The sequence below is a fragment of the Chryseobacterium sp. genome, assembly GCF_041914225.1.
In the GTDB taxonomy this organism is placed as follows: Bacteria; Bacteroidota; Bacteroidia; order Flavobacteriales; family Weeksellaceae; genus Chryseobacterium.
In genome coordinates this window covers 1-23,944 of record NZ_JAYSDT010000031.1, presented here as the reverse complement: position 1 = coordinate 23,944, position 23,944 = coordinate 1, and the positions used below count along the sequence as shown (strand labels likewise).

General features: G+C 38.3%; 20 protein-coding genes. 12 read left to right on the top strand and 8 right to left on the bottom strand.

The window, feature by feature from the left end; all coding sequences use genetic code 11:
- Window positions 1–66: 66 nt before the first annotated feature.
- From ACE3RB_RS13835 to nhaA, 10 genes are all read left to right on the top strand, one after another.
- Window positions 67–1,647 (top strand): MFS transporter, encoded by a 1,581-nt coding sequence (locus ACE3RB_RS13835; RefSeq protein WP_374464744.1) that lies wholly within the window; start codon window positions 67–69, stop codon window positions 1,645–1,647.
- Window positions 1,648–1,690: 43 nt separating this feature from the next.
- A complete protein-coding gene (locus tag ACE3RB_RS13830; protein WP_062670707.1) occupies window positions 1,691–1,918 on the top strand; it encodes a DUF6814 family protein in 228 nt (75 codons plus the stop codon).
- Between the two features lie 68 nt (window positions 1,919–1,986).
- On the top strand, window positions 1,987–2,181 hold the full coding sequence (locus tag ACE3RB_RS13825; protein ID WP_374464743.1) for a hypothetical protein: 195 nt from the start codon (window positions 1,987–1,989) through the stop codon (window positions 2,179–2,181).
- A complete protein-coding gene (locus tag ACE3RB_RS13820) occupies window positions 2,174–4,864 on the top strand; it encodes an ATP-binding protein (RefSeq protein WP_374464769.1) in 2,691 nt (896 codons plus the stop codon). Before ACE3RB_RS13825 ends, ACE3RB_RS13820 begins: the two co-directional genes overlap by 8 nt.
- A gap of 9 nt (window positions 4,865–4,873) precedes the next feature.
- Complete coding sequence (locus tag ACE3RB_RS13815; RefSeq protein ID WP_374464742.1) at window positions 4,874–5,233, top strand: response regulator transcription factor; 360 nt, start codon at window positions 4,874–4,876, stop codon at window positions 5,231–5,233.
- Between the two features lie 57 nt (window positions 5,234–5,290).
- Window positions 5,291–7,177 carry an AMP-binding protein gene (locus ACE3RB_RS13810; RefSeq protein ID WP_374464741.1) on the top strand — a complete coding sequence of 629 codons (1,887 nt, stop codon included), beginning with the start codon at window positions 5,291–5,293 and terminating at the stop codon, window positions 7,175–7,177.
- Window positions 7,178–7,207: 30 nt separating this feature from the next.
- Window positions 7,208–9,145, top strand: a complete 1,938-nt coding sequence (gene acs, locus ACE3RB_RS13805; protein WP_374464768.1) for an acetate--CoA ligase — start codon at window positions 7,208–7,210, stop codon at window positions 9,143–9,145.
- Window positions 9,146–9,410: 265 nt separating this feature from the next.
- On the top strand, window positions 9,411–9,776 hold the full coding sequence (locus ACE3RB_RS13800; protein WP_332385486.1) for a hypothetical protein: 366 nt from the start codon (window positions 9,411–9,413) through the stop codon (window positions 9,774–9,776).
- A gap of 109 nt (window positions 9,777–9,885) precedes the next feature.
- Window positions 9,886–12,096 carry a bifunctional (p)ppGpp synthetase/guanosine-3',5'-bis(diphosphate) 3'-pyrophosphohydrolase gene (locus ACE3RB_RS13795; RefSeq protein WP_374464740.1) on the top strand — a complete coding sequence of 737 codons (2,211 nt, stop codon included), beginning with the start codon at window positions 9,886–9,888 and terminating at the stop codon, window positions 12,094–12,096.
- 1 nt (window position 12,097) lies between these two features.
- Window positions 12,098–13,276 (top strand): Na+/H+ antiporter NhaA, encoded by a 1,179-nt coding sequence (gene nhaA, locus ACE3RB_RS13790; protein WP_374464739.1) that lies wholly within the window; start codon window positions 12,098–12,100, stop codon window positions 13,274–13,276.
- Here the strand turns inward: nhaA and ACE3RB_RS13785 are convergent.
- On the bottom strand, window positions 13,273–14,286 hold the full coding sequence (locus tag ACE3RB_RS13785) for a YihY/virulence factor BrkB family protein (RefSeq protein ID WP_374464738.1): 1,014 nt from the start codon (window positions 14,284–14,286) through the stop codon (window positions 13,273–13,275). The two genes, nhaA and ACE3RB_RS13785, sit on opposite strands and share 4 nt — an antisense overlap.
- 265 nt (window positions 14,287–14,551) lie before the next feature.
- Here ACE3RB_RS13785 and ACE3RB_RS13780 point away from each other — a divergent pair, with 265 nt between their 5' ends.
- A complete protein-coding gene (locus tag ACE3RB_RS13780; protein WP_374464737.1) occupies window positions 14,552–15,025 on the top strand; it encodes a 23S rRNA (pseudouridine(1915)-N(3))-methyltransferase RlmH in 474 nt (157 codons plus the stop codon).
- Window positions 15,026–15,190: 165 nt separating this feature from the next.
- On the opposite strand, the gene ACE3RB_RS13775 is transcribed toward ACE3RB_RS13780, so the two are convergent.
- From ACE3RB_RS13775 to ACE3RB_RS13760, 4 genes are all read right to left on the bottom strand, one after another.
- Window positions 15,191–15,643 (bottom strand): tRNA (cytidine(34)-2'-O)-methyltransferase, encoded by a 453-nt coding sequence (locus tag ACE3RB_RS13775; protein WP_374464736.1) that lies wholly within the window; start codon window positions 15,641–15,643, stop codon window positions 15,191–15,193.
- 90 nt (window positions 15,644–15,733) lie between these two features.
- On the bottom strand, window positions 15,734–16,546 hold the full coding sequence (locus tag ACE3RB_RS13770) for a tetratricopeptide repeat protein (protein ID WP_374464735.1): 813 nt from the start codon (window positions 16,544–16,546) through the stop codon (window positions 15,734–15,736).
- Window positions 16,543–17,109: a phosphatase PAP2 family protein gene (locus tag ACE3RB_RS13765; RefSeq protein WP_002980340.1), complete on the bottom strand. Its 567-nt coding sequence runs from the start codon at window positions 17,107–17,109 to the stop codon at window positions 16,543–16,545. Before ACE3RB_RS13765 ends, ACE3RB_RS13770 begins: the two co-directional genes overlap by 4 nt.
- Before the next feature lie 2 nt (window positions 17,110–17,111).
- Window positions 17,112–17,453, bottom strand: a complete 342-nt coding sequence (locus tag ACE3RB_RS13760; RefSeq protein ID WP_002980342.1) for a twin-arginine translocase TatA/TatE family subunit — start codon at window positions 17,451–17,453, stop codon at window positions 17,112–17,114.
- Window positions 17,454–17,737: 284 nt separating this feature from the next.
- Between ACE3RB_RS13760 and ACE3RB_RS13755 the strand changes: the two genes are divergently transcribed.
- Window positions 17,738–18,682, top strand: a complete 945-nt coding sequence (locus ACE3RB_RS13755) for a hypothetical protein (protein ID WP_374464734.1) — start codon at window positions 17,738–17,740, stop codon at window positions 18,680–18,682.
- 79 nt (window positions 18,683–18,761) lie between these two features.
- On the opposite strand, the gene ACE3RB_RS13750 is transcribed toward ACE3RB_RS13755, so the two are convergent.
- From ACE3RB_RS13750 to secD, 3 genes are all read right to left on the bottom strand, one after another.
- Window positions 18,762–19,565 carry an arylamine N-acetyltransferase gene (locus tag ACE3RB_RS13750; RefSeq protein WP_374464733.1) on the bottom strand — a complete coding sequence of 268 codons (804 nt, stop codon included), beginning with the start codon at window positions 19,563–19,565 and terminating at the stop codon, window positions 18,762–18,764.
- 103 nt (window positions 19,566–19,668) lie between these two features.
- A complete protein-coding gene (locus ACE3RB_RS13745; protein WP_374464732.1) occupies window positions 19,669–20,925 on the bottom strand; it encodes a TCR/Tet family MFS transporter in 1,257 nt (418 codons plus the stop codon).
- A 204-nt stretch (window positions 20,926–21,129) separates the two neighbouring features.
- Window positions 21,130–23,944: protein translocase subunit SecD (gene secD / locus ACE3RB_RS13740; protein ID WP_374464731.1), on the bottom strand; the 2,815-nt coding region annotated here is incomplete at its 5' end.

Sequence of the window (23,944 nt, the reverse complement as noted above, 5' to 3'; positions counted from 1 at the left end):
AAACCCTTAATGGTTCAAAAATTCAAATTAATAATCCTATTCCACTAACATCAAAAACTAATCAATATGAGCGAAAATCATCACGAAAGCTACGAAAATATGACCGACAGGCAGAAAAACCGCACCATATGGAGCGTAATCACAGCCTCTTCTCTCGGGACATTGATAGAATGGTACGACTTTTACATCTTCGGAAGTCTGGCCGTTGTTCTGGCTACTAAATTTTTCCCTGCAGACAATCCCACAGCAGCATTCTTATCTACCCTGGCAACTTTTGCAGCCGGATTTGTTGTAAGACCTTTCGGGGCCTTATTTTTCGGAAGACTGGGAGATCTCATCGGAAGAAAATATACTTTTCTTGTGACACTGCTGATCATGGGGTTTTCCACTTTCCTGATCGGTTGTATTCCAAGCTATGAAACCATTGGGTTTCTGGCACCGGTCTTAGTTTTAATTTTAAGATTGCTTCAGGGGCTTGCTCTTGGAGGTGAATACGGAGGTGCTGCTACTTACGTTGCAGAATACGCTCAACCTCACCGAAGAGGCTACTGGACATCATGGATCCAGACTACTGCAACAGCCGGGCTTTTCATTTCACTGATCGTTATTTTAATTACCAAAACCACTCTTTCTGCAGAAGAATTTGACACCTGGGGATGGAGGGTGCCTTTCTGGATTTCCATTCTGATGGTTGCCGTATCTTACATCATCAGAAAGAATATGAAAGAATCTCCCCTTTTTGCGAAAGCTAAAAGCGAGGGAAAAACGTCTAAAAACCCCTTAAAGGAAAGTTTCGGAAACAAATACAACTTCAAGTTTGTACTGTTGGCTTTATTCGGAGCTGCGATGGGGCAAGGGGTAATCTGGTACACAGGGCAATTCTACACAATGAGCTTCCTTCAGAAAGTAATGAATGTAGAATCTGCACAGGTAGATTCATTAATGGCCACCGCTTTATTCTTAGGAACACCTTTCTTTGTGTTTTTCGGATGGCTGTCTGATAAAATCGGAAGAAAGGCAGTGATGATGACCGGAATGCTGGTTGCCATTTTAGCATACAGGCCTATTTATGACAGTATGTTCAAAAGTGTGAGCCTTGAAAATAAAACTGTTGCCGCTAATGGAATTACTGAAAAAAGAACAGCAAAAATCCACAATGATATTGCAACAGACAGTCTGGTTACTTTCCACAAAGAAACACTTTATACAGATGGAACCCTGATCAAAAAAGACAGTATCGTTCACTGGTCACCTTCAGGGGTTGTTATGAAAGACGGAAAAGCCGAAGAGCCTAAAGTTTCCCAAAGCTTAAAATTAAGTGACAACACCAAATGGTACCTGGTCTTCCTTGTATTCATCCAGGTGATCTTTGTAACCATGGTATACGGACCTATCGCGGCATTCCTTGTTGAAATGTTCCCTGTAAGAATCCGATATACCTCAATGTCACTACCTTATCATATCGGAAACGGAGTATTCGGAGGGCTTCTTCCGGCCGTGGCAACTTATCTTGTAACCACCGGAAAAGAAGCAGGACATGCAACATGGTATCTTGAAGGATTATGGTATCCGATCGGAGTGGCTACAGTATGTCTCATCATCGGATTGTTTTATCTTAAAAATAAGAACAATAATCTTCACGATTAAGTACTGAATCACTCAAATTTTTATTAATTTTAAAACTACTAAAATGAACGGACTAAAAAAAATATTAGGCATTCTCTGGATCGCAATAGCGGTAATTGTAGGCTATTTCGGAATTACCGTACTAGGAATCCCGAAAATAACTTCCGGAAAACAGGAAGACCTGGTTTTTGGCATCATCATTCTCTTTGTGCTGATGCCGATTATCTCAGGTGGAATGGCTGTTTTCGGATATTACGCCTTAAAAGGAGAATATTCTGACGACAAAATTTAAAGCAATATAAAAAACAGATAATTGATGGATGCCGCATTCATCAATTATCTTTTATCAAAGAATCATTTATGAAAAAAAGACACGAGCAAAAACTTATCATACTGAGCATAGGGCTTATGATTGCTTTCAGTATTCCTATTTCACTGCTTTTCAATAGTGACAGGGAGGTTTTGGGCTATCCTATGATTCTTATTTATATGTTCGTGGTATGGATGATTTCCATTATCATTTCTTTTGTAATTGTAAAAAGATATGATGAGTAGTTTCGCCTTATTTTTTGTGGTTTTGTTTTATCTGGCTCTTCTGTTCTTAGTTGCTTATCTGGCAGAGAAGAAAAGAAGTAAGATCTGGATCAACAACCCCTATATTTATGCTTTGTCTCTTACAGTTTATTGTACTGCATGGACGTATTATGGAAGCATAGGCGTTGCTGCAACAAGCGGATTAAATTATCTTCCGATCTACATTGCCCCTATCATGATTATTCCGGCATGGATCTATATTAATACGAGGATTGTAAGAATTTCAAGAGTCAACAAAATAAGCAGCCTTGCTGATTTTATTTCATTGAGATACGGGAACAGCAGAAGCCTGAGTGCTATTATCACGGTAGTTTGTCTGCTGGCCATTGTTCCTTATATCGGACTGCAGATCAAAGCTATTTCTGAAACCTTCCATCTGGTAACGGAAACTCCGATGTCTAATGATATCCTGACCGATAATGCAACTTTTGTGGTAGTTTTAATTGCCTTATTTTCATCCTATTACGGAACTAGATATGTGGATGCTTCAGAAAAACGGCTGGGTATTATCTCAGCAATTGCATTGGAAAGCTTTTTAAAACTATTTTTTATCATCATTCTCGGTTTTTTTGTCATTTACTATGTCTTTGACGGATTCTCAGATATTTATGAAAAAGCCAGCAAATTTGCAGATTTTAAAGAAAAAAATACCTTTAACGGAATTGAAGGTGCCATGAACTGGATGGTTCTTTGTATGATTTCCGCTACAGCCATATGCATTTTACCAAGGCAGTTTCACACTGCGATTGTTGAAAACAGACAGGAAAAGCACATCAGAACAGCCATTTGGTTTTTCCCACTTTATCTTTTGATCTTCACCGTATTTATTTTTCCCATTGCCTGGGGCGGCAGGTTGATTTTTGACGGACAAAAAGTAAATCCTGAGTTCTACTCTATCCTGATTCCACAGCATTTTGACAACACCTTAATCACGGTATTTGTATTTCTGGGAGGATTGAGCTCATGCATTTCCATGATCATTATTTCTGCCATTACTCTATCTATCATGCTTTCCAATAACCTCATCATTCCTTATGGATTATTGGGAAAACTAAAATCTGAAAACGAGGAGCAAAATACCAGAAGCATCACCAATATCAGAAAATTCAGCATTTTTGCTTTGGTCATCATGGCTTTTGCTTTCTATAAATATTTCATTCTGAAAACTTCACTGGATTCTGTAGGACTGATCTCATTTGTGGTCATTGCACAGCTAGCTCCGGCATTTTTCGGGGCTTTATTCTGGAGAAGAGGAAGTTATAAAGGTGCCGTTACAGGACTTATAGCCGGATTAATAATCTGTTATTTCGGGTTGATTATTCCCCAGTATTATTTTTCTTACAACCAGGAGTTCAAAGGTGTGCTGAGAGATATGTATAATGCTTTCGGTTTTTTCACGATTCCTTATCTGGGAAGAATTCCACAGATTTTTTTCTGGTCGATGCTGGTAAATACCGGCTTGTTTACCATTATTTCCGTAAGCTCAAAAGGGAATTACCGAGAAAGGAACTTTGCTGAACTCTACGTTGATATTGACAAATACATTCAGAATCATGAAAATGCTTTCATCTGGCGCGGTACAGCCTATATTTCGGATATCCGGAATATCCTTGAACGTTTTTTAGGCAAAAATAAAACAGAACAGGCATTAAGAATTTTTAATTTAAAATATAACATCGATTCCAATACTGAGACTGCTGATTCAAGGTTTATCAAATTCTCAGAAAATCTTTTGGCAGGAAGAATCGGAACTGCTTCCGCAAAAATATTGATTGAAGGCGTCACCAAAGAAGATAAAATATCTTTAAAAGAAGTACTGAATATCCTTGAAGAATCCAAAGAAAATATCACCTTAAACAAAAAGCTTACAGAACAGTCTGAAGAACTGCAGAAACTTTCTGATGACTTAAGAAATGCCAACGAAAGTCTTATCATTAAAGACCGACAGAAAGATGATTTCCTGGATTCCGTTGCTCATGAGCTGAGAACCCCGATTACAGCCATCCGCTCTGCGGGAGAAATTTTAGCGGACGATGATGATATTCCTTTTGACATTAAACAGGAATTTTTAAACAACATCATTACAGAATCTGACAGATTAAGTGAAATCATCAACGATATCCTTTACCTGGACAAACTGCAGCATGGTGAAATCTCTTTACATATTCAGGAAAACAACATTCTTGAGACTTATAAAAAAGCATTAAATCCGCTTCTTCATCTGATACAGCAGAAAAACATTCATTTAAGTGAAGTAAATCTCCTGAATCAGTTTATATTTGAATATGATGAAGCGAGAATGATTCAACTGTTTCAGAACATCTGGGGAAATGCTTTAAAATTTACAGATGAACAAGGCACTATCCAGACCAAGTTATTTGAAAAAGACGAACAGCTGGTGATTACCATTTTACATATTCCCGAAGAGGATCTGGAAATGATTTTTGACAAGTTTTATCAGTCAAAGAATCAGAATATTTTAAAACCTACGGGAAGCGGACTGGGACTGGCCATTTCCAAAAAAATAGTACAGGCACTTGGAGGAAGTATAAAAGCAGAAAACAGCGGACTGGGCGTAACTTTCACCATAAGCATTCCCAAAAAAACTAAAAAAGAGATTACAAATGAAGTTGAACACCATTAAAACCTTTTTATGAGAAAGATCATTATTGCGGATGACGAACACAAAATATTAATGTCGCTGGAATACAGCTTTAAGAAAAACGGATATGACGTTTATATTGCCAGAGACGGCACAGAAGTCCTTGACTTCCTGAAAACAATGGTTCCGGATGTCATTCTTCTTGATATTATGATGCCGAACCTTGACGGATACAGCACTTTGGATATCATCAGGCAGGATGAAAAACTGAAAGATACCAAAGTGATCTTTCTGAGCGCCAAAAACAATCCCAGAGATATTGAAAAAGGAATGGAAATGGGCGCAGATGCTTACGTCACGAAACCCTACTCGATCAAAAAGCTGATGCAGCAGATTGAGGAGATGTTTTAGATTGCTTCGCCTCCGGCCCGCAATAGCACAGCTTAAACCCAACACAAGATTATTGACATGAAAACAGATACATTATTTAAACAAAGCATAGAAAATAAAGAAGGCTTCTGGAAAGAACAGGCCGGAAAAATACAATGGTTTGATTTTCCCCAACAGATCCTTTCCAAAGACGAAAATGGTTACCCACAGTGGTTTTCTGATGGAAAGCTCAATATGTGCTATTTATGTATCGATAAACATATTGAAGACGGATTTGGAGATCAGATTGCCATTGTTTATGATTCCCCTGTTACCAGCCAAAAGAAAACCTACACTTTCAACCAGGCGCAAGAGGAAATTGCAAAGCTGGCTGGTGGGTTGATTTCTTTAGGATTAAAAAAAGGAGATACAGCCGTTATTTATATGCCGATGATTCCGCAGACGCTTTTTGCTATGCTGGCATGTGCAAGAATCGGAGTCATTCACAATGTAGTTTTCGGAGGCTTTGCTCCCCATGAGCTTGTGGTAAGAATTGACGATTGTAAACCTAAAGTTTTAATCACTGCTACAGCCGGTGTGGAAATTGCCAAAAGAATTCCTTATCTGCCACTGGTAGAAAAAGCGATTGAACTGGCTCAGGATAAAGTAGACAATATCGTTGTATACAATAGAAGATTAGTGGATAATCAGGATGAAATGTTTGACGGACTAATTGATTATGAAGAACTGGTACAGAAATCAGCTCCGGCAGAATGTGTTTCTGTAGAATCTACCCATCCGCTTTACCTGCTTTACACGTCAGGTACTACCGGAAAGCCCAAAGGAATTGTTCGTGATACCGGAGGATATGCCACGGCATTACAATTCTCAATGACCTATGTGTATGGTGTAGAGCCTGGAGAAACCTATTGGGCTGCTTCAGACTTCGGGTGGGCTGTAGGACATAGTTTTTCTGTATACGGGCCATTAATCAACAGGAATACGACGATCATTTTCGAAGGAAAGCCTGTCATGACTCCTGATGCCGGAACTTTCTGGAGAATCATATCAGAATATAAAGTTTCGGTGATGTTTACAGCGCCTACTGCTATCAGAGCTATTAAAAAAGAAGATCCGAACGGGGAACTGGTAAAAAAATACGATTTAACCCACTTCAGAAAACAGTTTCTGGCAGGTGAAAGATGCGATGTAGCCACTCTGGACTGGTTTGCAGAGCATATTGGCGTTCCGGCAATAGATCATTGGTGGCAGACAGAATCCGGCTGGCCTATGCTTGGATTATTGACTCATGATGAAAATTATCAGATCAAAAGGGCATCTGCCGGAAAACCTGTTCCGGGATATGATATTAAAATCTTTGATGAAAATGGCTTTGAACTGGATCCCCATCATGAAGGTTACCTTGTAATCAAACTTCCTCTCCCACCAGGCGCCATGCTTGGAATCTGGAAAGACTATGGTCGTTTTGAAAGCAGCTATCTTTCTCAGTATAAAGGGTACTATTTCTCAGGAGACGGCGCCATACAGGATGAGGACGGTTATATATTCATTACGGGAAGAGTGGATGATGTAATCAATGTAGCAGGACACAGGCTTTCCACTTCTGAAATGGAAGAAATCGTTTCCTCACATCCGGATGTTGCCGAATGCGCTGTGGTAGGTATTGATGATGATTTAAAAGGACAGGTTCCTTTTGCAACAATAGTTTTAAAAAACGGCTCAGCTATTTCCGAAGAAGACATAGAGAAAGACATTATTCAGATGGTCCGCAACAAAATAGGAGCGGTAGCTTTTCTTAAAAATGCCATGATTGTCAAACGATTACCGAAAACCAGGTCAGGAAAGATTTTGAGAAAGCTGATCAGGACCTTACTGGACGGGAAAGATTTCCAGATTCCATCAACGATTGATGATGAAAAAATCATTGATGAAATTCAGGAAAAAATCAAAGAATATAGGCCTTAAACGGGAAATTAAACATAAATTTAAAATATAATAAATTCAAATTTCAAAAACGAAAGGGATATGAGAAATTACTTGATAGAAGATTTACCACAATATTTTGAAGACTATAAAAAATCTATCAAAAACCCAAAAAAATTCTGGGATAAGGTAGCGGATCAGAATTTCGTGTGGTACCAACGATGGAGCAAGGTTGTTAAGTACGATATGAATGAAGCCAAAATCACATGGTTTAAAAATGCAAAACTCAATATTACCAAAAACTGTATCGACAGGCATCTGGCGATAAGAGGAGATAAAACGGCTATCATCTGGGAACCCAATGATCCTAAAGAACAAGCACAACACATTTCTTACAACGAACTCTATACACGTGTCAATAAAACAGCCAATGTACTTCGTGACATGGGTATTGAAAAAGGAGACAGGGTCTGCATTTACCTTCCTATGATTCCTGAACTTGCCATTACAATGCTTGCCTGCGCCAAACTGGGTGCTGTGCATTCTGTTATCTTTGCAGGATTCTCAGCTTCAGCAGTAGCTTCCAGAGTGAATGACTGTGAAGCGAAAATGGTCATTACTTCGGATGGAAGCTATAGAGGAAATAAAGTTCTTGATCTTAAAAGCATAGTAGATGATGCATTGGAAAAGACACCAACTGTTGAAAGTGTTCTTGTGGTAAAAAGAACCCACAATGAAATCAAGATGAAAGAAGGAAGAGATCACTGGATGGCTGATTTGTATGAAAAAGCTTCTCCTGATTTCGTCACTGTCATTATGGATTCTGAAGATCCCCTTTTCATCCTGTATACTTCCGGGTCTACAGGAAAACCAAAAGGAATGCTTCATACCTGCGCCGGCTATATGGTGTATACCGCTTATACCTTTAAAAATGTATTCAATTATAAGGAAAATGATATCTATTGGTGTACTGCGGACATCGGTTGGATTACCGGACATTCTTATATCCTTTACGGACCTCTATTGAATGGCGCAACAACAGTAATTTTCGAAGGCGTTCCTACCTATCCTGAACCAGATCGTTTCTGGGAAGTGATTGAAAAGCATAAGATCACTCAGTTTTACACCGCCCCTACAGCTATACGTTCTTTAGCAAAAGAAAGTGCAGAATGGGTAGATAAGCATGATCTTAGCTCCCTTAAAGTAATAGGTTCTGTGGGGGAACCTATCAATGACGAAGCATGGCATTGGTTCAATGACCATGTCGGAAGAAAAAAATGTCCTATTGTAGATACCTGGTGGCAGACAGAAACAGGAGGAATTATGATTTCACCGCTTCCTTTTGTGACACCCACCAAACCTACCTATGCTACCCTTCCATTGCCAGGTGTACAGCCTGTCCTGATGGATGATAAACGAAATGAAATTACAGGTAACCAGGTAACCGGAAATCTTTGCATCCGTTTTCCATGGCCGGGAATTGCAAGAACCATCTGGGGAGACCATCAGAGATATAAAGAAACGTACTTCACAGCCTTCCCGGGAAAATATTTTACCGGAGACGGTGCATTAAGGGATGAAGTTGGTTATTACAGAATTACCGGACGTGTAGATGATGTGATCATTGTTTCAGGACACAACCTGGGAACTGCTCCAATTGAAGACAGCATCAACCAGCACCCTGCAGTTGCAGAATCTGCTATTGTAGGCTATCCTCACGATATCAAAGGAAATGCACTTTACGGATATGTAATGCTTAAAGAAACCGGGGAGAGCCGCGATAAGGAAAACCTGAAAAAAGAAATTAACCAACTGATTTCAGATCAGATCGGCCCGATTGCCAAGCTGGATAAAATACAGTTTGTTTCCGGGCTTCCGAAAACACGTTCCGGAAAAATTATGCGTAGAATCCTGAGAAAAATTACTGAAGGTGACTTCAGTAACTTCGGAGATATCACCACTCTTTTGAATCCTGAAATTGTAGAGGAAATCAAAAACGAAAGAATTTAATTAATCATTATTTAACCAATAGTGGGCCCTGGGAATTATTTTCCGGGGCTTTTTGTTTATGGATAAATAAACTCAGAAACTTTATCTTGCAAAAACACAAACATTATCCAATCACTAAAATTAAACACCTGTTCAATAATTATTTTCAAACATTATCTTTTTCTATTGAAAACAGAATGTTAATTAACAAATTATATTGCCTTAAATACAATGATAATCGGAAAATTATTACTAACTTTAGTCATAACTTTAAAACCAATTAACTATGTCAAATATATTAGCTGGACTATTTGAGCATCACAGCGACTACAAAAAACTGGAGGGTGATCTGGAAAATTCAGGATTTGAAAATGAAGATTACATTATATACCTTAATAGTGATTCTAATAATTCACAGTACCTGGCAAGTGTTACGGTAAAAGATAATACACAGATTGACCTTGCACGGAATGTATTTATTCAGAATGCGGCCCTGAAATCATACTTATTTGAAAATATGAGCGTCAGTGAAACAAATTATGATACGATCAAAAAATATATCGACGCAAGAAACAGAGCAGAAATTCATAACAGTCCTGATATTAAGATTAAAACATCAAGCGACGGGATGAATTCTGAAGTAAAATTCTAATCATATAAAAACCTGATAACCGGAGATCCGCAGTGTATGCTGCGGATCTTTTATGTTTGAAAAAAGTAAAAAATTTCGTATTTTCGTCTAATTATAGGCATGTGCACAAATGAGTTACGATTTAGAACAAGAGAATAAGGAAATCCTTGCAAGATATAAGGACCTGATTTCTAACACATACAGAACGTTGGATGAGGAAAATAATAAGCTCATCCGGAAGGCATTCGATATCGCTCTGGATGCCCACAAGGATCAAAGGAGAAAATCCGGGGAACCTTACATCTACCACCCTATTGCTGTTGCTAAAATTGTAGCGACAGAAATTGGTCTGGGTGCTACTTCTATTGCCTGTGCGCTTTTGCATGATGTGATTGAAGACTCTGATTACACTTACGAAGATCTGAAGAAAATCTTTGGAGAAAAGATCGCGAATATCGTGAATGGACTGACCAAGATTTCCATCATGAACCATCAGAATATCTCTGTGCAGTCTGAAAACTACAGAAAACTGTTACTGACCTTATCCGAAGACTTCAGGGTGATTCTGATTAAAATTGCGGACCGCCTCCACAATATGCGGACCCTGGAGAGTATGGCCCCGGACAAACAGAAAAAAATTGCTTCTGAAACGGTTTATATCTACGCTCCGATGGCTCACCGTCTTGGATTATATAACATCAAATCTGAGCTGGAAGACCTTTCTTTAAAATATAACAATCCTGAAGTATATAACGAAATCACGGAAAAATTGGAATTAGCCAAAGAAAGCCGTGAAAGGTATATCGAAGAGTTCAAAAAAGAAGTATCCGAAAGATTACATGAAGAAGGCTTAAACTTTAAAATCAAAGGCCGCGCAAAAGCCATTTCCTCTATCTACAGGAAAATGCTGAAGCAGGGAGTTTCCTTTGAAGAAGTTTTTGACAACTATGCCATCAGAATTATTTATAAATCGGATGCTAAAAATGAAAAATTCCTTGCCTGGAAGATCTACTCTATCGTTACAGACGTGTACCACAGTAACCCTTCAAGAATGCGTGACTGGATTACCCAGCCCCGTTCTACAGGGTATGAGAGTTTGCACTTAACCGTTTTAGGGCCTGACAAAAAATGGATTGAAGTACAGATCCGTTCAGAAAGGATGGACGAAATCGCTGAAAAAGGAGTTGCCGCACATTATAAATACAAAGAAGGGTATAAGCAAAGCTCCGATGACAGAAACTTTGAAAAATGGGTCACTGAAATCCGTGAAGTACTGGAGCAGCAGCAGAACCTTTCCACTTCGGAACTTTTGGACAACATTAAGCTTAACCTATATTCCAAAGAAGTATTTGTCTTTACGCCAAAAGGAGAGATTAAAATCCTTCCGACCAATGCTACGGCTCTGGATTTCGCCTTCTCTGTTCACTCCGATCTGGGAATGAAATGTTTAGGGGCTAAAATCAACGGTAAGCTTGTTCCTATTTCCTATATCCTTCAAAACGGAGATCAGGTAGACATCCTTTCCTCTCAGAATCAGAAACCAAAATCTGACTGGCTGGAATTTGTGGTGACCTCAAAAGCCAAGTCCAAAATCAAGAGTTACCTGAACTCTCAGAAAAATCAGCTTGTAGAAGAAGGAAAAGAAATCCTGCAGAGAAAGCTCCGTCATGCGAAAATCAATTTCAATGATGAAGAAATTAACAAGCTGCAAAAGTTCTTCAATTTAAAATCATCTCAGGAATTATTCCTTAAATTCCAAAGTAATGAGCTGGATGTCAGCAGCCTGAGAAGATATATAGAAAGTAAAAATGTATTCAACAACTTACTTTCAAGATTCAGAAAATCACCCAATAAAAGCCAGCATTTCGAGGAACCGAAAGAGGAAAACCTTGATATGATTGTCTTTGGAAAAGATGAAGAGAAGCTTAACTACAGCTATGCAAAATGCTGTACCGTAATTCCGGGAGATAAAATTTTCGGATTTATCACCATTTCAGATGGAATCAAGGTACACAGTGACAACTGCCCGAATGCCATTAATCTGAGAGCCCAGTACGACTACCGTGTAATTCCTGCTAAATGGGTGAATGCGGAAAGCTTCAAAAACAGGGTGAAAATTGAGATTGAAGGACTTGACAGAATGGGAATGATCAACGATATTACAACGGTCATCAGCGGAAGTATGGGAATGGATATGAAAAGTATGTCCATTGAATCCAACAACGGTGTTTTCACAGGAAATATCAATCTAGAAGTCAAAAATAAAGGTCAGCTTGAAGAGACCTTTAGAAAACTTAAAAGTATTAATGGTGTTTCCAGAGTGAGACGACTACAATCATAACATGAATTTATCTCTTTACTTTAAAAAATTTTTCAACAACAGTCAGTCATCAGGAATTATTCTTATTTTCTGTGTACTTATTTCATTGCTTATTGCCAACTCCTCTGCTGCAGAAAATTTTCAGCAATTTTTAGACAAGGAAGTGGGGACTCATCTTTTCGGGCTTGAATATCCTGTCAGCATCTGGATCAATGACGGGCTGATGGCTATATTCTTCCTTCTGGTAGGCCTTGAAATAAAACGTGAACTCATAGAAGGAGAACTTTCATCCTTTAAAAATGCCTCCCTGCCCATTTTTGCCGCTGTAGGCGGAATGCTTGTCCCGGCTGTAATTTACAGCATTTTCAATACCGGGACAGAATACAGCAATGGCTGGGGAATTCCTATGGCTACGGATATTGCTTTCTCTTTGGCTATCATTTCAATGCTGGGTAAAAAGATTCCGAATTCTATCAAAATATTTTTAGCAGCATTGGCTATTGTAGATGATCTGGGAGCTATTCTGGTGATTGCCATTTTCTATACTGAGCAGATTCACTGGAGTTATCTTCTGTTATCTTTTGGAGTAACGGCCTTACTTTTTATCTTAAACTTTTTAAAAGTAACCAGAATTATCTTTTATATCATTCCGGGACTGTTTTTATGGTATTTCCTTCATCACTCCGGAATCCATGCTACTATAGCAGGTGTTTTACTTGCATTTTCAATTCCTACCAACGCTTCCAATGTAGAAATATCACCTTTGGAAAAACTGGAGCATCAGCTCCATATTCCGGTCAGTTTTCTGATCATGCCGATATTTGCATTAACAAATACCAATATCACTTTTTCCAATGAAATGGTGACGGGAGTTACAAGTACATTAGGATTGGGAATTATCTGCGGACTGGTATTGGGCAAACTTCTTGGCATCAATTTATTCTCATTGATTGCCATCAAATTAAAGCTTAGTTCCCTGCCCCAGAACAGCAACTGGCTGCAGATGATTGGTGTAGGTCTGCTGGCTGGTATTGGATTTACAATGTCTATTTTTATTGCACTGCTCTCCTTCAAAGAAGAAATTCCGATTCAGGATGAGGCTAAGTTTGCCATTCTGATTGCTTCCTTTATTGCTGCAATTGCCGGATTTACGATCCTTAGCATAAGTTCAAAAGAAAACCCTGAGCTGGAGGAAAATTAATCTTTCTTCCGGTTCTCCAACTTTCTTTTATGTTCCTCATCGCCATCAAAATCCGGCTCAGTAATCTGAGCATGATATTCTGAGGCTTCTTTCCGGATTTCATCTGACAGCAGCTTTTCTATTCTGAGTTTTCTGATTGCCATATTCAGCTCATTCCCGAATAAAAGAAGATACACGTTTACATTCACCCAGACCATCAGCAGGATCATACTTCCTATGGACCCGTAAAGAACGTTATACCGTGCAATATCCTTTACATAAATGGCAAAAATATAAGTTGTGACCACAAACAGCACAGTAGTCAGGATTGCTCCCGGAACCGCCTGACGGAATCTTGTTATTTTCACAGTTCCCAGCCAGTAAAATAGTGTCAGAAGTATAAAGTAAAAAAGCGGAAAGGAAACGAAACCGATAATCTTGGAAAGGTTGTCCACAAGCCAGGTAATTTCATAAGCCGGCGTAAAAGGTTTCATAACAACTTCCGCATAGTAAACTCCAAAAAGGGCCAGAAATACAATGGTAATAAAGCCAATTGTAATAAAAAAGGAAAGGATGAATTCTTTTACATCGCTCAGCTTTTCATCCGAATTCTCATTAAAGCCATTAATCAGGGAAAAAGTTCCGTTTGTGGCAAAAAGCAAAGCCAGCAAGATGGTCAGATTACTGATCCCTTTCATATTGGGAACAATATTGGCCTCAATATATCCTCGTATATCCCCTTCCATGTTGGAAGGAAAAACATTGTGCATCAATACTTCAAAAATATAAAACTGCAGCTTGGCATAATGCGGCATATAAGGCAAGACAGAAAGCAGGAAGAGAATAAACGGAAACAGACTTATCGTAAAGCTCCACGAAATAGCAGCTGCTTTTCTTCCTATTTTCCCTTTAAAAATTCCGGAGATATAAATCTGAAACATCTGCCAAAGCGATATTCCCAAAACAGGAATATGGATGCTGTCGAAAAACTCTTGAATCTTTAAAATAAATTTAGGAACCTTTACACTCATCGATCTGTTTGTCTTTTATACAAAGGTAGGGGAATTAAATTAAATGGGAAAAGATAGAAGGTAATAGGTGGCAGGAATTAGGGGTTTTGAGTTTGAGAGTGGGAGTGTTTGAGAGTTAAGATTTTTTAAAGTTTAGGGTCTAAAGCTGGGTAACCAACAAAAAAACTAATCCCGGAACTAAAAAGCCAGCAACAAAAGAACCTCGCAACCAAAGCTTGAACTTTCCATCCCGAAACTCTATCTTTGCAGCCTGAAACTTCTTACAATGCGAATCAGCTTACTTTGTATCGGTAAAACAGATGATAAGGAAATTACATCTTTGATCAGTTATTATCTTAACCGCCTGCCCAAACACTGGAATTTTGAAATCATTGAAATTCCGGACGTAAAAAATGCCAAAAATCTGTCTCCTGACCTTCTTAAAAAAGAAGAAGCTAAATTATTTTTAAATCATATTGATAAAAACGATCTGGTTGTTATTCTTGATGAGAAAGGAAAACAGTTTACCAGCCGGGAATTTTCAGCAAAAATTGATGCATGGATGAATTCTTCAGTAAAAAAAATACATATTCTGATTGGAGGTGCTTACGGCTTTTCTGAGGAAATCTACAACAGAGCCAATGAAAAAATGTCTTTATCCAAAATGACTTTTACCCATCAGATGATCCGCCTGTTTATTGTGGAGCAGCTTTACCGTGCAGATCAGATTTTGCAGGGAAAACCTTATCATAACGATTAAAGTAAAAAAAGCTATTTTCAAAAGTTAAATAATTGGGCTTTTGTCATTGACAACATCGAATCTTCGATTTCTGACGAAGGAAGAATCTCATTGATAACCAGAAGCATGAGATTCTTCATTACATTCCATTTCATTCAGAATGACATTTTTGAGGCAACTTCTTTATTATTTCAGACTGAGCTGCCTCTTTGCTTCACCTATAACAAAAGCAACGGAATTGGCGATATTAAAACTCCTGATAAGTTTTGACATAGGAATGATCAGATGATTATCAAAACGGTCAAGAACATCTTTACTCAGCCCTGCACTCTCCTTTCCGAAAACCAGCCAATCCCCGTCCTGAAAATCAGTTTCCAGATAAGATTTTTCAGCATGTGAGCTCATTAAAAAAACACGTGACCTATCAGGAACAGTCTCAATCCATTCTTCTATATCTGCATATTCCGAAACATCAAGATGTACCCAATAATCCAATCCGGAACGCTTCAGGTTTTTATCATTAATTACAAATCCAAAAGGATGTACCAGGTGTAATCTGCTTTCCGTTCCCACACACAATCTTCCGATATTCCCTGTATTATTAGGTATTTCGGGTTCTACAAGAACAATATTCAACATTTTTCTATTTCTTAATTCTTTTTTTAACAGTTACACCAGTTTGGTTTTAGTATGGATTTAATTAAATGATTTGGAAGGAGTAGTTTTCTGTTATTTTTTTGAACATTTAGCGTAAAAATCAGTCAGCACTGCTTTTTCATATCCCAAAGCGACTGCTTTGTCAAGGTTTTCGCAGGCTTCTTTTGACTTGGAAGTATCAAACAGGATCATAGCCTTGCTCACATAAGACTGCGAAAATTTCGGGTCTATAGAAATAGCTTTATTAGCATCGGCTAACGCCTCCTTGTATTTTTTCATTTTAAAATAAACATCTGCCCGCCCGTTATAAAGTAATGATTCCGGTTTTTCTGCAAGAAGCTGATTATAATCTTTTAAAGCTCCATCCAGGTCGCCATTATTTTTTTTCAGATTGGCAAGCCCTGTTTTTGCAAAAATATTGTCAGGAGCAAAAGTCAGAATCTGGTTAAGATCTTTAATCGCAAGATCCTCTTTTCCCTGGCTATCGTAGATTTTGGAACGGGTAAGATATAAATCTGCTGTTTCAGGATTTACTTTGAGTCCTTTCTCTATATATTCCAGGGCTTTCACTTTGTTTCCTTTCTGGCTGTAAAGCGAAGACAAATTGACGTATACAGAAACTGACAAAGGGTTTGCTTTCAGAGCAGAATCATAAGATTTGAAAGCCTGAGTAGTTTTTCCAAGCCTTCTCTGTGCTGTTCCCAGATAATCGTAATATTCTGATTGAAATTTTTGGATCTGTTCTTTCTCTGCCAGCTTTAAATATTGCTCTTCAGCACATTTATAATCAGCTTTTTTAAAACATTCTTCAGCCAGTTTTTTATCCTGGGCATAGAAATTAAGAAAGAAACAGAAGAAAGTTACTAATAATAAAGTTTTTTTCATGAAGTTATAGTTTGTTTGTTGATCACTTTTTTGGCGAGTGCACCAAATATCACTCCCAATAAAGATCCAACAAACGCCCCCACCAAAATATCTATCGGGAAATGCACTCCTAAATATATACGGCTGTAGGAAACTACCACGGCCCATACAAATATAGCATATGGAAACCATTTAAGCTTATTTTTCAATAAAATACTTAAAAAGGAAGCCAAAAAGAATGTATTGGACGCATGGGCTGAATAAAAACCATACTGTCCGCCGCATTTCACGATTCTCATGTGATGTTCCAGAGTGGGGTCATGGCAGGGTCTGAGTCTTGCCACACCATATTTGAAGACACCGGCAAGCTGGTCAGAAACCGTTGCGCCAATTGCTAGGAATATAAGGATAAAAACTAACGATCTTAGTTTATAGTTTTTGTATAAAAAATAAAGAAAAATAATGTAAAGAGGCACCCAGATCCAGGTACTTGAAATCAGCATCCAAAACTGGTCAAAAGATGAATTGCCCAAATTATTAAGGTAGAGAAATACCTTCTTATCTTCCTGAATGATTTCCTCCATGGTTATCTGCTTACAGGTCCTTCGTAAGTCTCATCATCTGCCGGCTTAGGTTTTGGAGGCTCATTAGACGCAACAGAAGAAGGCTCTGTAAGAATATCTTTCTTGATATCATTCACAGGATTGAAATCTTTGGCAGCATCTTTCACCTTCTCGATTTCACGCTTGATTTCAGAAACAGGATTATCTGTTTCCTTCATGATTTCAGTTTTGATATCTTCTACTGCTCCACGCATTTTTCTAACGCCTGCACCTAGGTCACGCGCAATCTGAGGCAGTTTATCCGGACCGAATAATACAACGATTGCAATGGCAATGAGTGCCATTTCTCCAATGCTTAATTCCATGCGGTAAAATTACGAAAGATTATTCCATTTACAGACTGTAAACTAAAAATTTAAACAAATTTTAAGATTTTACATCAGGGTTGCGAGTTAAGTGATTCGGGTTTGTTTTGTTGCGGGTTAACTTATAATCCTAAACCTTGAACTTTAAACTTTAAACCTTGAACTTTAAGCTCCCTACCCCTTGCTACCTGCCACCTATAAATTAACAAATATTTAATTCAAAACAATGAGAATTAAACAATAATTCTGTATATTTATAACACACAAACCAATAAATATTAATTATGAAAAAACTAGTGACTACTTTTAAAGTTTTCGCCGTACTATCGGTATTGGCTCTCAACAGCTGCCAGAATGAAAACAACGAAATGAACCAACAGGAAACAGTTCAGTCAAAGGTAACTGTTGCCGATCTGAAGAAGGAGATCACTCCTCTTTCGACTCAAATTGTTCCTGAAGCTGTTCAGCACCAACTGGATGAATCCGGAAAAAATCTTGAAGCCTATCTGAAAAATGATTTACAGATTGCAGGAGTAAATGTACTGGGTAAAATTACAACACAGCAAGGCATTGAACTATCCAAAAAACTGATTACAGATAAAGACCAGTTTATTGCATCAGGAAACATCACGGATCCTTCTTCTGTAAAAATCGGGAAAATCAGAGACCTGTATGATGAAGAAAACCTGACAACGGCACAACAAGGATTAAATGAAGCAATCACAGAAGAACTAAAAGCAGGAATCAATGTTATGGAAATAACATGGAACAGCAAAAGCGGGAAATTTACCACATTTTGCTTTTATGGTGACACAGGTATTATCTGGGATAACATTTTCGGAGGTCTTGTTATGATGGATACCCGCGGACATTCAGCAGCATCTGACGAAGCTTCTAAAGTAGCTTCTAAATGGTATAAACAGTGGTGGACTGCTAACTGGCTATGGGGTTCCAAGCGAGGTGAAGCCGGATATCAGATTACCATTTATTATTCCGGTTCTACAGTGTCCAATGCAGATGTAAGTGATTGGGGCTATATCAGCTTAGGAAAGGCAAAAAGCGAAAGTAAAATTACAAAAAGGACAGGTGCTTACGGACAATGCCGCTATGCATTGGGACTTTGTACTCCTACAGGTTCTTTAAGCTTTAATTCCACTAATTTTTCTGTATCATTCTCCGGATTGGGCAGCAATATAGTAAGTAACGGGACAAAATCCCTTTATCCATAATTCTCATAAAAATCTGATTAACAAGACCGGGAAGCCTTTTACAAGCTTCCCGGTCTTTTATAGGTTATATTTTCTGATACTACCATATTCTGACTTTTGATTTCAGGGCTTCTATTGCATTTTCCTTCAATCCGAAAGTATTAATCAGTATTTCATACAACTGAATATCATTTTCTATCGTTACAGACTCTTTTGCACCATCATCAGACCTGATGTTCAGAACGTGATCCGTATAGGTATAACGGGCATTCTCATCTACTTTTGAGAGGATCAGCTTATTCTTAAAATGAGAATCCGGATGTGTAGACAGGTACCAATTCGAAATCTCAAGATCAATAGGCTCTACATGCTCAGGAATAAAGCGGTACACCGGAAGCCATTGCTCTTTCCACATCCAAAGGGTATAGGTATTTTCTCTATGGGAAACTTTAAATATTCCGTTGGGCGTTTGCTGCTGATCTTCTTCATTTAAAAGTATTGGCGAAGTAAGTGTAGCAGTTCCAAATCCGCAGTCTACAACGTACTTTTTATCTTCAAAATCAACAATAAGCAGTAAATGAGTCTGTGCAGCAACGCTGTCTTCCTGCCTTCCCCATACTACCCTTCCCAGCTGAAGCTTTACTTTAAATCCTAAATATTTTAAAACTTCACTTAAAAGCAGGTTTTGTTCATAACAGTATCCTCCCCTTGATTCAACAACCAGTTTTTTAAAGACATCACCAGCATTCAAAGAAGGTACTTTCCCTGTATAAGGGTCTATATTTTCAAACGGAATGTGTTTGGGATGAAGCTGATGAATTTTCTTCAATGTTTCCATATTCATTTCCGGAATACCGGAGAAATGAATCCGTTCGAGATACTTTTCAAAGTCTGATGCATTCATAATTTTGTTTTTCCTGTTTCAAAACTGAGTAAAACTGCTTCAGTAAAGTTATCGAATAGATTGAGCCCAAAGCTACAAATATATTCAGAATAGAACAGATCTATTATTTCTGAAAGTCTTTTTCAGAGGTTACATCAATCAGATCTTTTCTTTTTTTCTGAAAAGCAGAATAAGTAATCACAACGCTGAGAGCCATTAAAATAAATGCCAGGAAAAACGGTGCTCCTGAAAATTTGAATGGTGCTTCATCATGGGTAAAAAAGTAAAACAAATTCGTCATCATCGGAGGTCCGATAATAGATGTGGCACTCATTAAACTCGTTAATGCCCCCTGAAGTTCACCTTGCTCATTGGAAGGAACACTTTTCGTAATTACAGACTGTAAAGCCGGTCCGCAGATTCCTCCTAGACAATACGGAATCAGAAATACAAACATCATCCAGCCTTCTGATGCAAAGGCAAACAACAGCATTCCCACTGCGTAGAAAGCCAAACCGTAATAGATACTTTTCTGCTCTCCAAGCCTTGGAGTTGTCCATCTGATAAGACCACCCTGTACAAGTCCGACCAATAAACCTACTACTCCTAACGAAATCCCCACCATTCTTTCTGTCCAGCTGAACTTATACATGGTAAAGAAACTCCAGTTACTCTGTACTGCATGCCCTGCAATGTAAATTAAGATCAATGAAACGATAAGTCCGGAAATTTCAGGATGTTTCCCTAAAAATTTAAATGAGCCAATAGGATTCGCACGCTTCCAGTCGAATTCTCTCCTTTTATCTTTATCAAGACTTTCAGGAAGAATAAAATATCCGTACAGGAAATTAAGCAGACACAAACCTGCTGCGGCATAGAAAGGAACTCTGGCACCGTAATGTCCGAGAACCCCACCGAGAACAGGTCCTATGATAAAACCTAATCCAAAAGCGGCTCCTATCAGTCCGAAATTTTTCGCCCGGTCTTCATCCGTAGAAATATCTGCAATGTAAGCACTGGCGGTGGTTACACTTGCACCGGTAATTCCGGCAATAATTCTTCCCATAAACAGCCACCAGATCGTGGGCGCTAATGCAAGGAAAATATAATCCACAGCAAATCCGAAAAGGGAAATCAGGATAATGGGCCTTCGCCCGTATTTATCACTCAGGTTACCAACTAACGGCGAAAATATAAATTGTGTAAATGCATAGGCAAATCCAAGCCAGCCGCCATATTTTGCGGCTTCACTGATATCTGCATGAATAAGTTCTTCAATTAATTTAGGAACAACAGGAATGATGATCCCCCATCCCGTAATATCAATCAGTAAAGTAATAAATATGAAGCCTATAGCTGCTTTTTTCTTTGAATTTTCCATGATGGTGCAAAATTAATGAAATCTGAAAAATAATGATTCTAAATTAAGAGCTGCTCACATAAATACTAAAAAATCAAATGCTTAAAATAATGACAAATAATGCATTACATATAAAAAAGCTTTTTTTTTTTCATATTTCTTTATGTTAAAAAGAAAAAGGCCGTCTCTTTCGAAACGGCCTTTACTAATTTATTGTAGTTTGTATTACTTTGAAACAAGTTCTTCTTTTGCAGAAGTGGATCTGCCGTGTACCTCTTCTTCTTTTCCTGTTTTAAGGAAGTCATAAGCAATTGCAGATGCAACAAAGATGGATGAATAAGTACCGAAACCGATACCGATTAACATCGCAAACATGAATCCTCTCAGGTTATCACCACCGAAAATGAAGATCGCAAGGATAACCAGAATCGTAGTGAATGAGGTGTTGAATGTTCTACCCAATGTACTTGAAATAGAGTCATCAAACAGACCTGCCAATGTTAAAGATTTTTTCTCTCTCAGGTATTCTCTGATTCTGTCGAAGATAATTACCGTATCGTTAATGGAGTAACCCAATACTGTAAGGATCGCAGCAATGAAATCCTGGTTGATCTCCATGTTGAAAGGCATATACTTGTGAAGCAGTGAATATGCTCCTAAGATAATTACCGCATCGTGGAAAAGAGCAGCAACCGCTCCAAGGGAGAACTGCCACTTTCTGAATCTTACAAGGATATAAATGAAGATCATTGCCAGAGCAGCTAATACCGCATAGATACCGTGAGTCTGGATATCATCAGCCACTGAAGGTCCTACTTTCTCAGAAGAAATAATTCCTGCATGGTCTTTATCAGCAGATTTGAAATCTTTCAATGTTGTTCCTGCCGGTAACTGTGATTTTAATCCTTCAAATAATTTTTGCTCAATAATCTGGTCAGCTTTTAAAGATTCATCCTGGATCAGGTAATCTGTAGAGATCTTTAATTGTTTGTTGTTTCCAAAAGTTTTAGCTTCTACAGAAGAGTTTTTACCATCTTCAGTTTTGAATAATGCCACTAATTTTTCTTCAACATCTTCAGCTTTTACATCTTTATCAAATCTTACCACATAGTATCTACCTCCTGTAAAGTCGATACCGTATTTGAAACCGTGCGTTGCAATTGAAATGATACAGATAACTGTAAGAACAGCTGAAATGATGTAAGCATATTTTCTCTTTCCGATGAAATCGATCCAGGTATTTCTGAACAGGTTCTTCGTAGCCGGAGTCCATACAGAAAGACCTTTTCCTTTATTTAATCTTGAGAAGATCATTACTCTTGAAAGTAGTACAGACGTAAATAATGTCATTAAAATACCGATCATCAACGTCAGTGCAAAACCTTTGATAGGTCCTGTTCCGAAGAAGAACAATACAACTGCCGTAAGGAAAGTAGTAGTGTGACCGTCAATAATCGCGTTCAATGCATGTTTGAAACCATCTTTGTAAGCTTCAAGAATACTTTTCCCGGCGAATAATTCTTCTTTTGTTCTTTCATAAATGATAACGTTCGTATCTACTGCAACTGCCATCGTAAGAACGATACCTGCGATACCTGGAAGCGTAAGCGTAAAGTCTCCCGAATCCATAATACCGAAAATATAGAATAAGTTGATCACCATTGCAATTACCGCATATACACCAGCTCCACCGTAGTAGAAAATGATATAAACAATGATAATAGCAAATGCGATGATGAACGACATTAAACCAGAGTCAATAGCCTCCTGTCCTAAAGACGGACCTACAACCGTAGCCTGAACTACTTTTGCACCTGCAGGCAATTTACCGGCACCTAACACATCTACAAGCTCCTTAGCTTCTTCCTGAGAGAAGTTACCGGAAATCTGTGTTCTACCGTTAGGAATAGCGTTCACAACGTTCGGAGCGGTGTATACTCTGTTGTCAAGAGTTACTGCAACCGGTTTTCCAACGTTTTTCTCTGTTAATGTTTTCCACTCTTTTGCTCCTTTGGAATCCATCTGCATGTCTACCACTACTCTGCTTAGTTCATCATAACCGATGCTTGCAGTTTCAACAGCACCGTCTACCGGAGCTTTTTGATTGATGTTACCTCTGATCGCATACAATACCAGGCTTTCAGTATCAGTAGCTTCAGGTTTGTAACCCCACATGAACTGTGTATATTTAATGTTAGCCGGACGTAAAGACTGAGCTACTTTGCTGTTCAGAATTTTGTTTACAACTGCAGTATCAGATAATTTTACATTGGCAACACCATTGGTTCTTAATTTGTCAAGCTGTAAAAGGCTCATGAAGTTCACATTCTTTGCAACTCCCATAGAATCTCCTTTTGCAGCAACCATAGTTGTTAAAGTCTGGAAATAAGGCGCAATTTCAGGAACCTGCTGTACTTCCCAGAACTGAAGTTTTGCAGAAGTCTGAAGCATTTTTTTCACTTTATCAATGTCCTTCATACCAGGCATTTCCACAGAAATTCTAGCGGTACCAGGTACTCTCTGAACGTTTGGCTGGATGGCTCCAAGTTTGTCAATTCTCGTTCTGATGACCTCAAAAGCTGTTCCTACAGATGCATCGATCTTTCTTTTAACAATGCTTTTTACCTGATCATCAGGAGTGTTATACTTCACCTCAGTAAGGGTAGTATTTCCGAAAATTTCCGGATCTGCCAGCTTAAGATTTGCACCTTTAGCTTTGTTAATTGCATCGAACTGCTCGAAGAAGTTGTCGATGTAAGATTTTGTAGAATTCTTCTGTGCTTCATCCGTTTTGTTTAAAGCCTCGATAAGAACAGGATTTGTAGAATAATTCGTTAAATCATTCACAAGATCTCTTTGGTTGATCTCCAAAAGAACATTGATCCCCCCTTTCAGGTCAAGACCAAGTTTCATTTCCTTGTCTTTGGCTTTAGTGTAATAAAGTTTTGTGAATCCTAAATTCAAAGTATCCTTAGAAAGTCTTGCGATTTCTTTCTGATACTTCTCCGGATTGTCTCCTGCAATAGCAGTCGCCTGCTTT

Excerpts from the sequence above, each read along its gene's own strand:
- ACE3RB_RS13835 (WP_374464744.1), top strand. The coding sequence starts at position 67 with ATGAGCGAAAATCATCACGAAAGCTACGAAAATATGACCGACAGGCAG.
- ACE3RB_RS13830 (WP_062670707.1), top strand. The coding sequence starts at position 1,691 with ATGAACGGACTAAAAAAAATATTAGGCATTCTCTGGATCGCAATAGCG.
- ACE3RB_RS13825 (WP_374464743.1), top strand. The coding sequence starts at position 1,987 with ATGAAAAAAAGACACGAGCAAAAACTTATCATACTGAGCATAGGGCTT.
- ACE3RB_RS13820 (WP_374464769.1), top strand. The coding sequence starts at position 2,174 with ATGAGTAGTTTCGCCTTATTTTTTGTGGTTTTGTTTTATCTGGCTCTT.
- ACE3RB_RS13815 (WP_374464742.1), top strand. The coding sequence starts at position 4,874 with ATGAGAAAGATCATTATTGCGGATGACGAACACAAAATATTAATGTCG.
- ACE3RB_RS13810 (WP_374464741.1), top strand. The coding sequence starts at position 5,291 with ATGAAAACAGATACATTATTTAAACAAAGCATAGAAAATAAAGAAGGC.
- ACE3RB_RS13800 (WP_332385486.1), top strand. The coding sequence starts at position 9,411 with ATGTCAAATATATTAGCTGGACTATTTGAGCATCACAGCGACTACAAA.
- ACE3RB_RS13795 (WP_374464740.1), top strand. The coding sequence starts at position 9,886 with ATGAGTTACGATTTAGAACAAGAGAATAAGGAAATCCTTGCAAGATAT.
- nhaA (WP_374464739.1), top strand. The coding sequence starts at position 12,098 with ATGAATTTATCTCTTTACTTTAAAAAATTTTTCAACAACAGTCAGTCA.
- ACE3RB_RS13785 (WP_374464738.1), bottom strand. The coding sequence starts at position 14,286 with ATGAGTGTAAAGGTTCCTAAATTTATTTTAAAGATTCAAGAGTTTTTC.
- ACE3RB_RS13780 (WP_374464737.1), top strand. The coding sequence starts at position 14,552 with ATGCGAATCAGCTTACTTTGTATCGGTAAAACAGATGATAAGGAAATT.
- ACE3RB_RS13775 (WP_374464736.1), bottom strand. The coding sequence starts at position 15,643 with ATGTTGAATATTGTTCTTGTAGAACCCGAAATACCTAATAATACAGGG.
- ACE3RB_RS13770 (WP_374464735.1), bottom strand. The coding sequence starts at position 16,546 with ATGAAAAAAACTTTATTATTAGTAACTTTCTTCTGTTTCTTTCTTAAT.
- ACE3RB_RS13765 (WP_002980340.1), bottom strand. The coding sequence starts at position 17,109 with ATGGAGGAAATCATTCAGGAAGATAAGAAGGTATTTCTCTACCTTAAT.
- ACE3RB_RS13760 (WP_002980342.1), bottom strand. The coding sequence starts at position 17,453 with ATGGAATTAAGCATTGGAGAAATGGCACTCATTGCCATTGCAATCGTT.
- ACE3RB_RS13755 (WP_374464734.1), top strand. The coding sequence starts at position 17,738 with ATGAAAAAACTAGTGACTACTTTTAAAGTTTTCGCCGTACTATCGGTA.
- ACE3RB_RS13750 (WP_374464733.1), bottom strand. The coding sequence starts at position 19,565 with ATGAATGCATCAGACTTTGAAAAGTATCTCGAACGGATTCATTTCTCC.
- ACE3RB_RS13745 (WP_374464732.1), bottom strand. The coding sequence starts at position 20,925 with ATGGAAAATTCAAAGAAAAAAGCAGCTATAGGCTTCATATTTATTACT.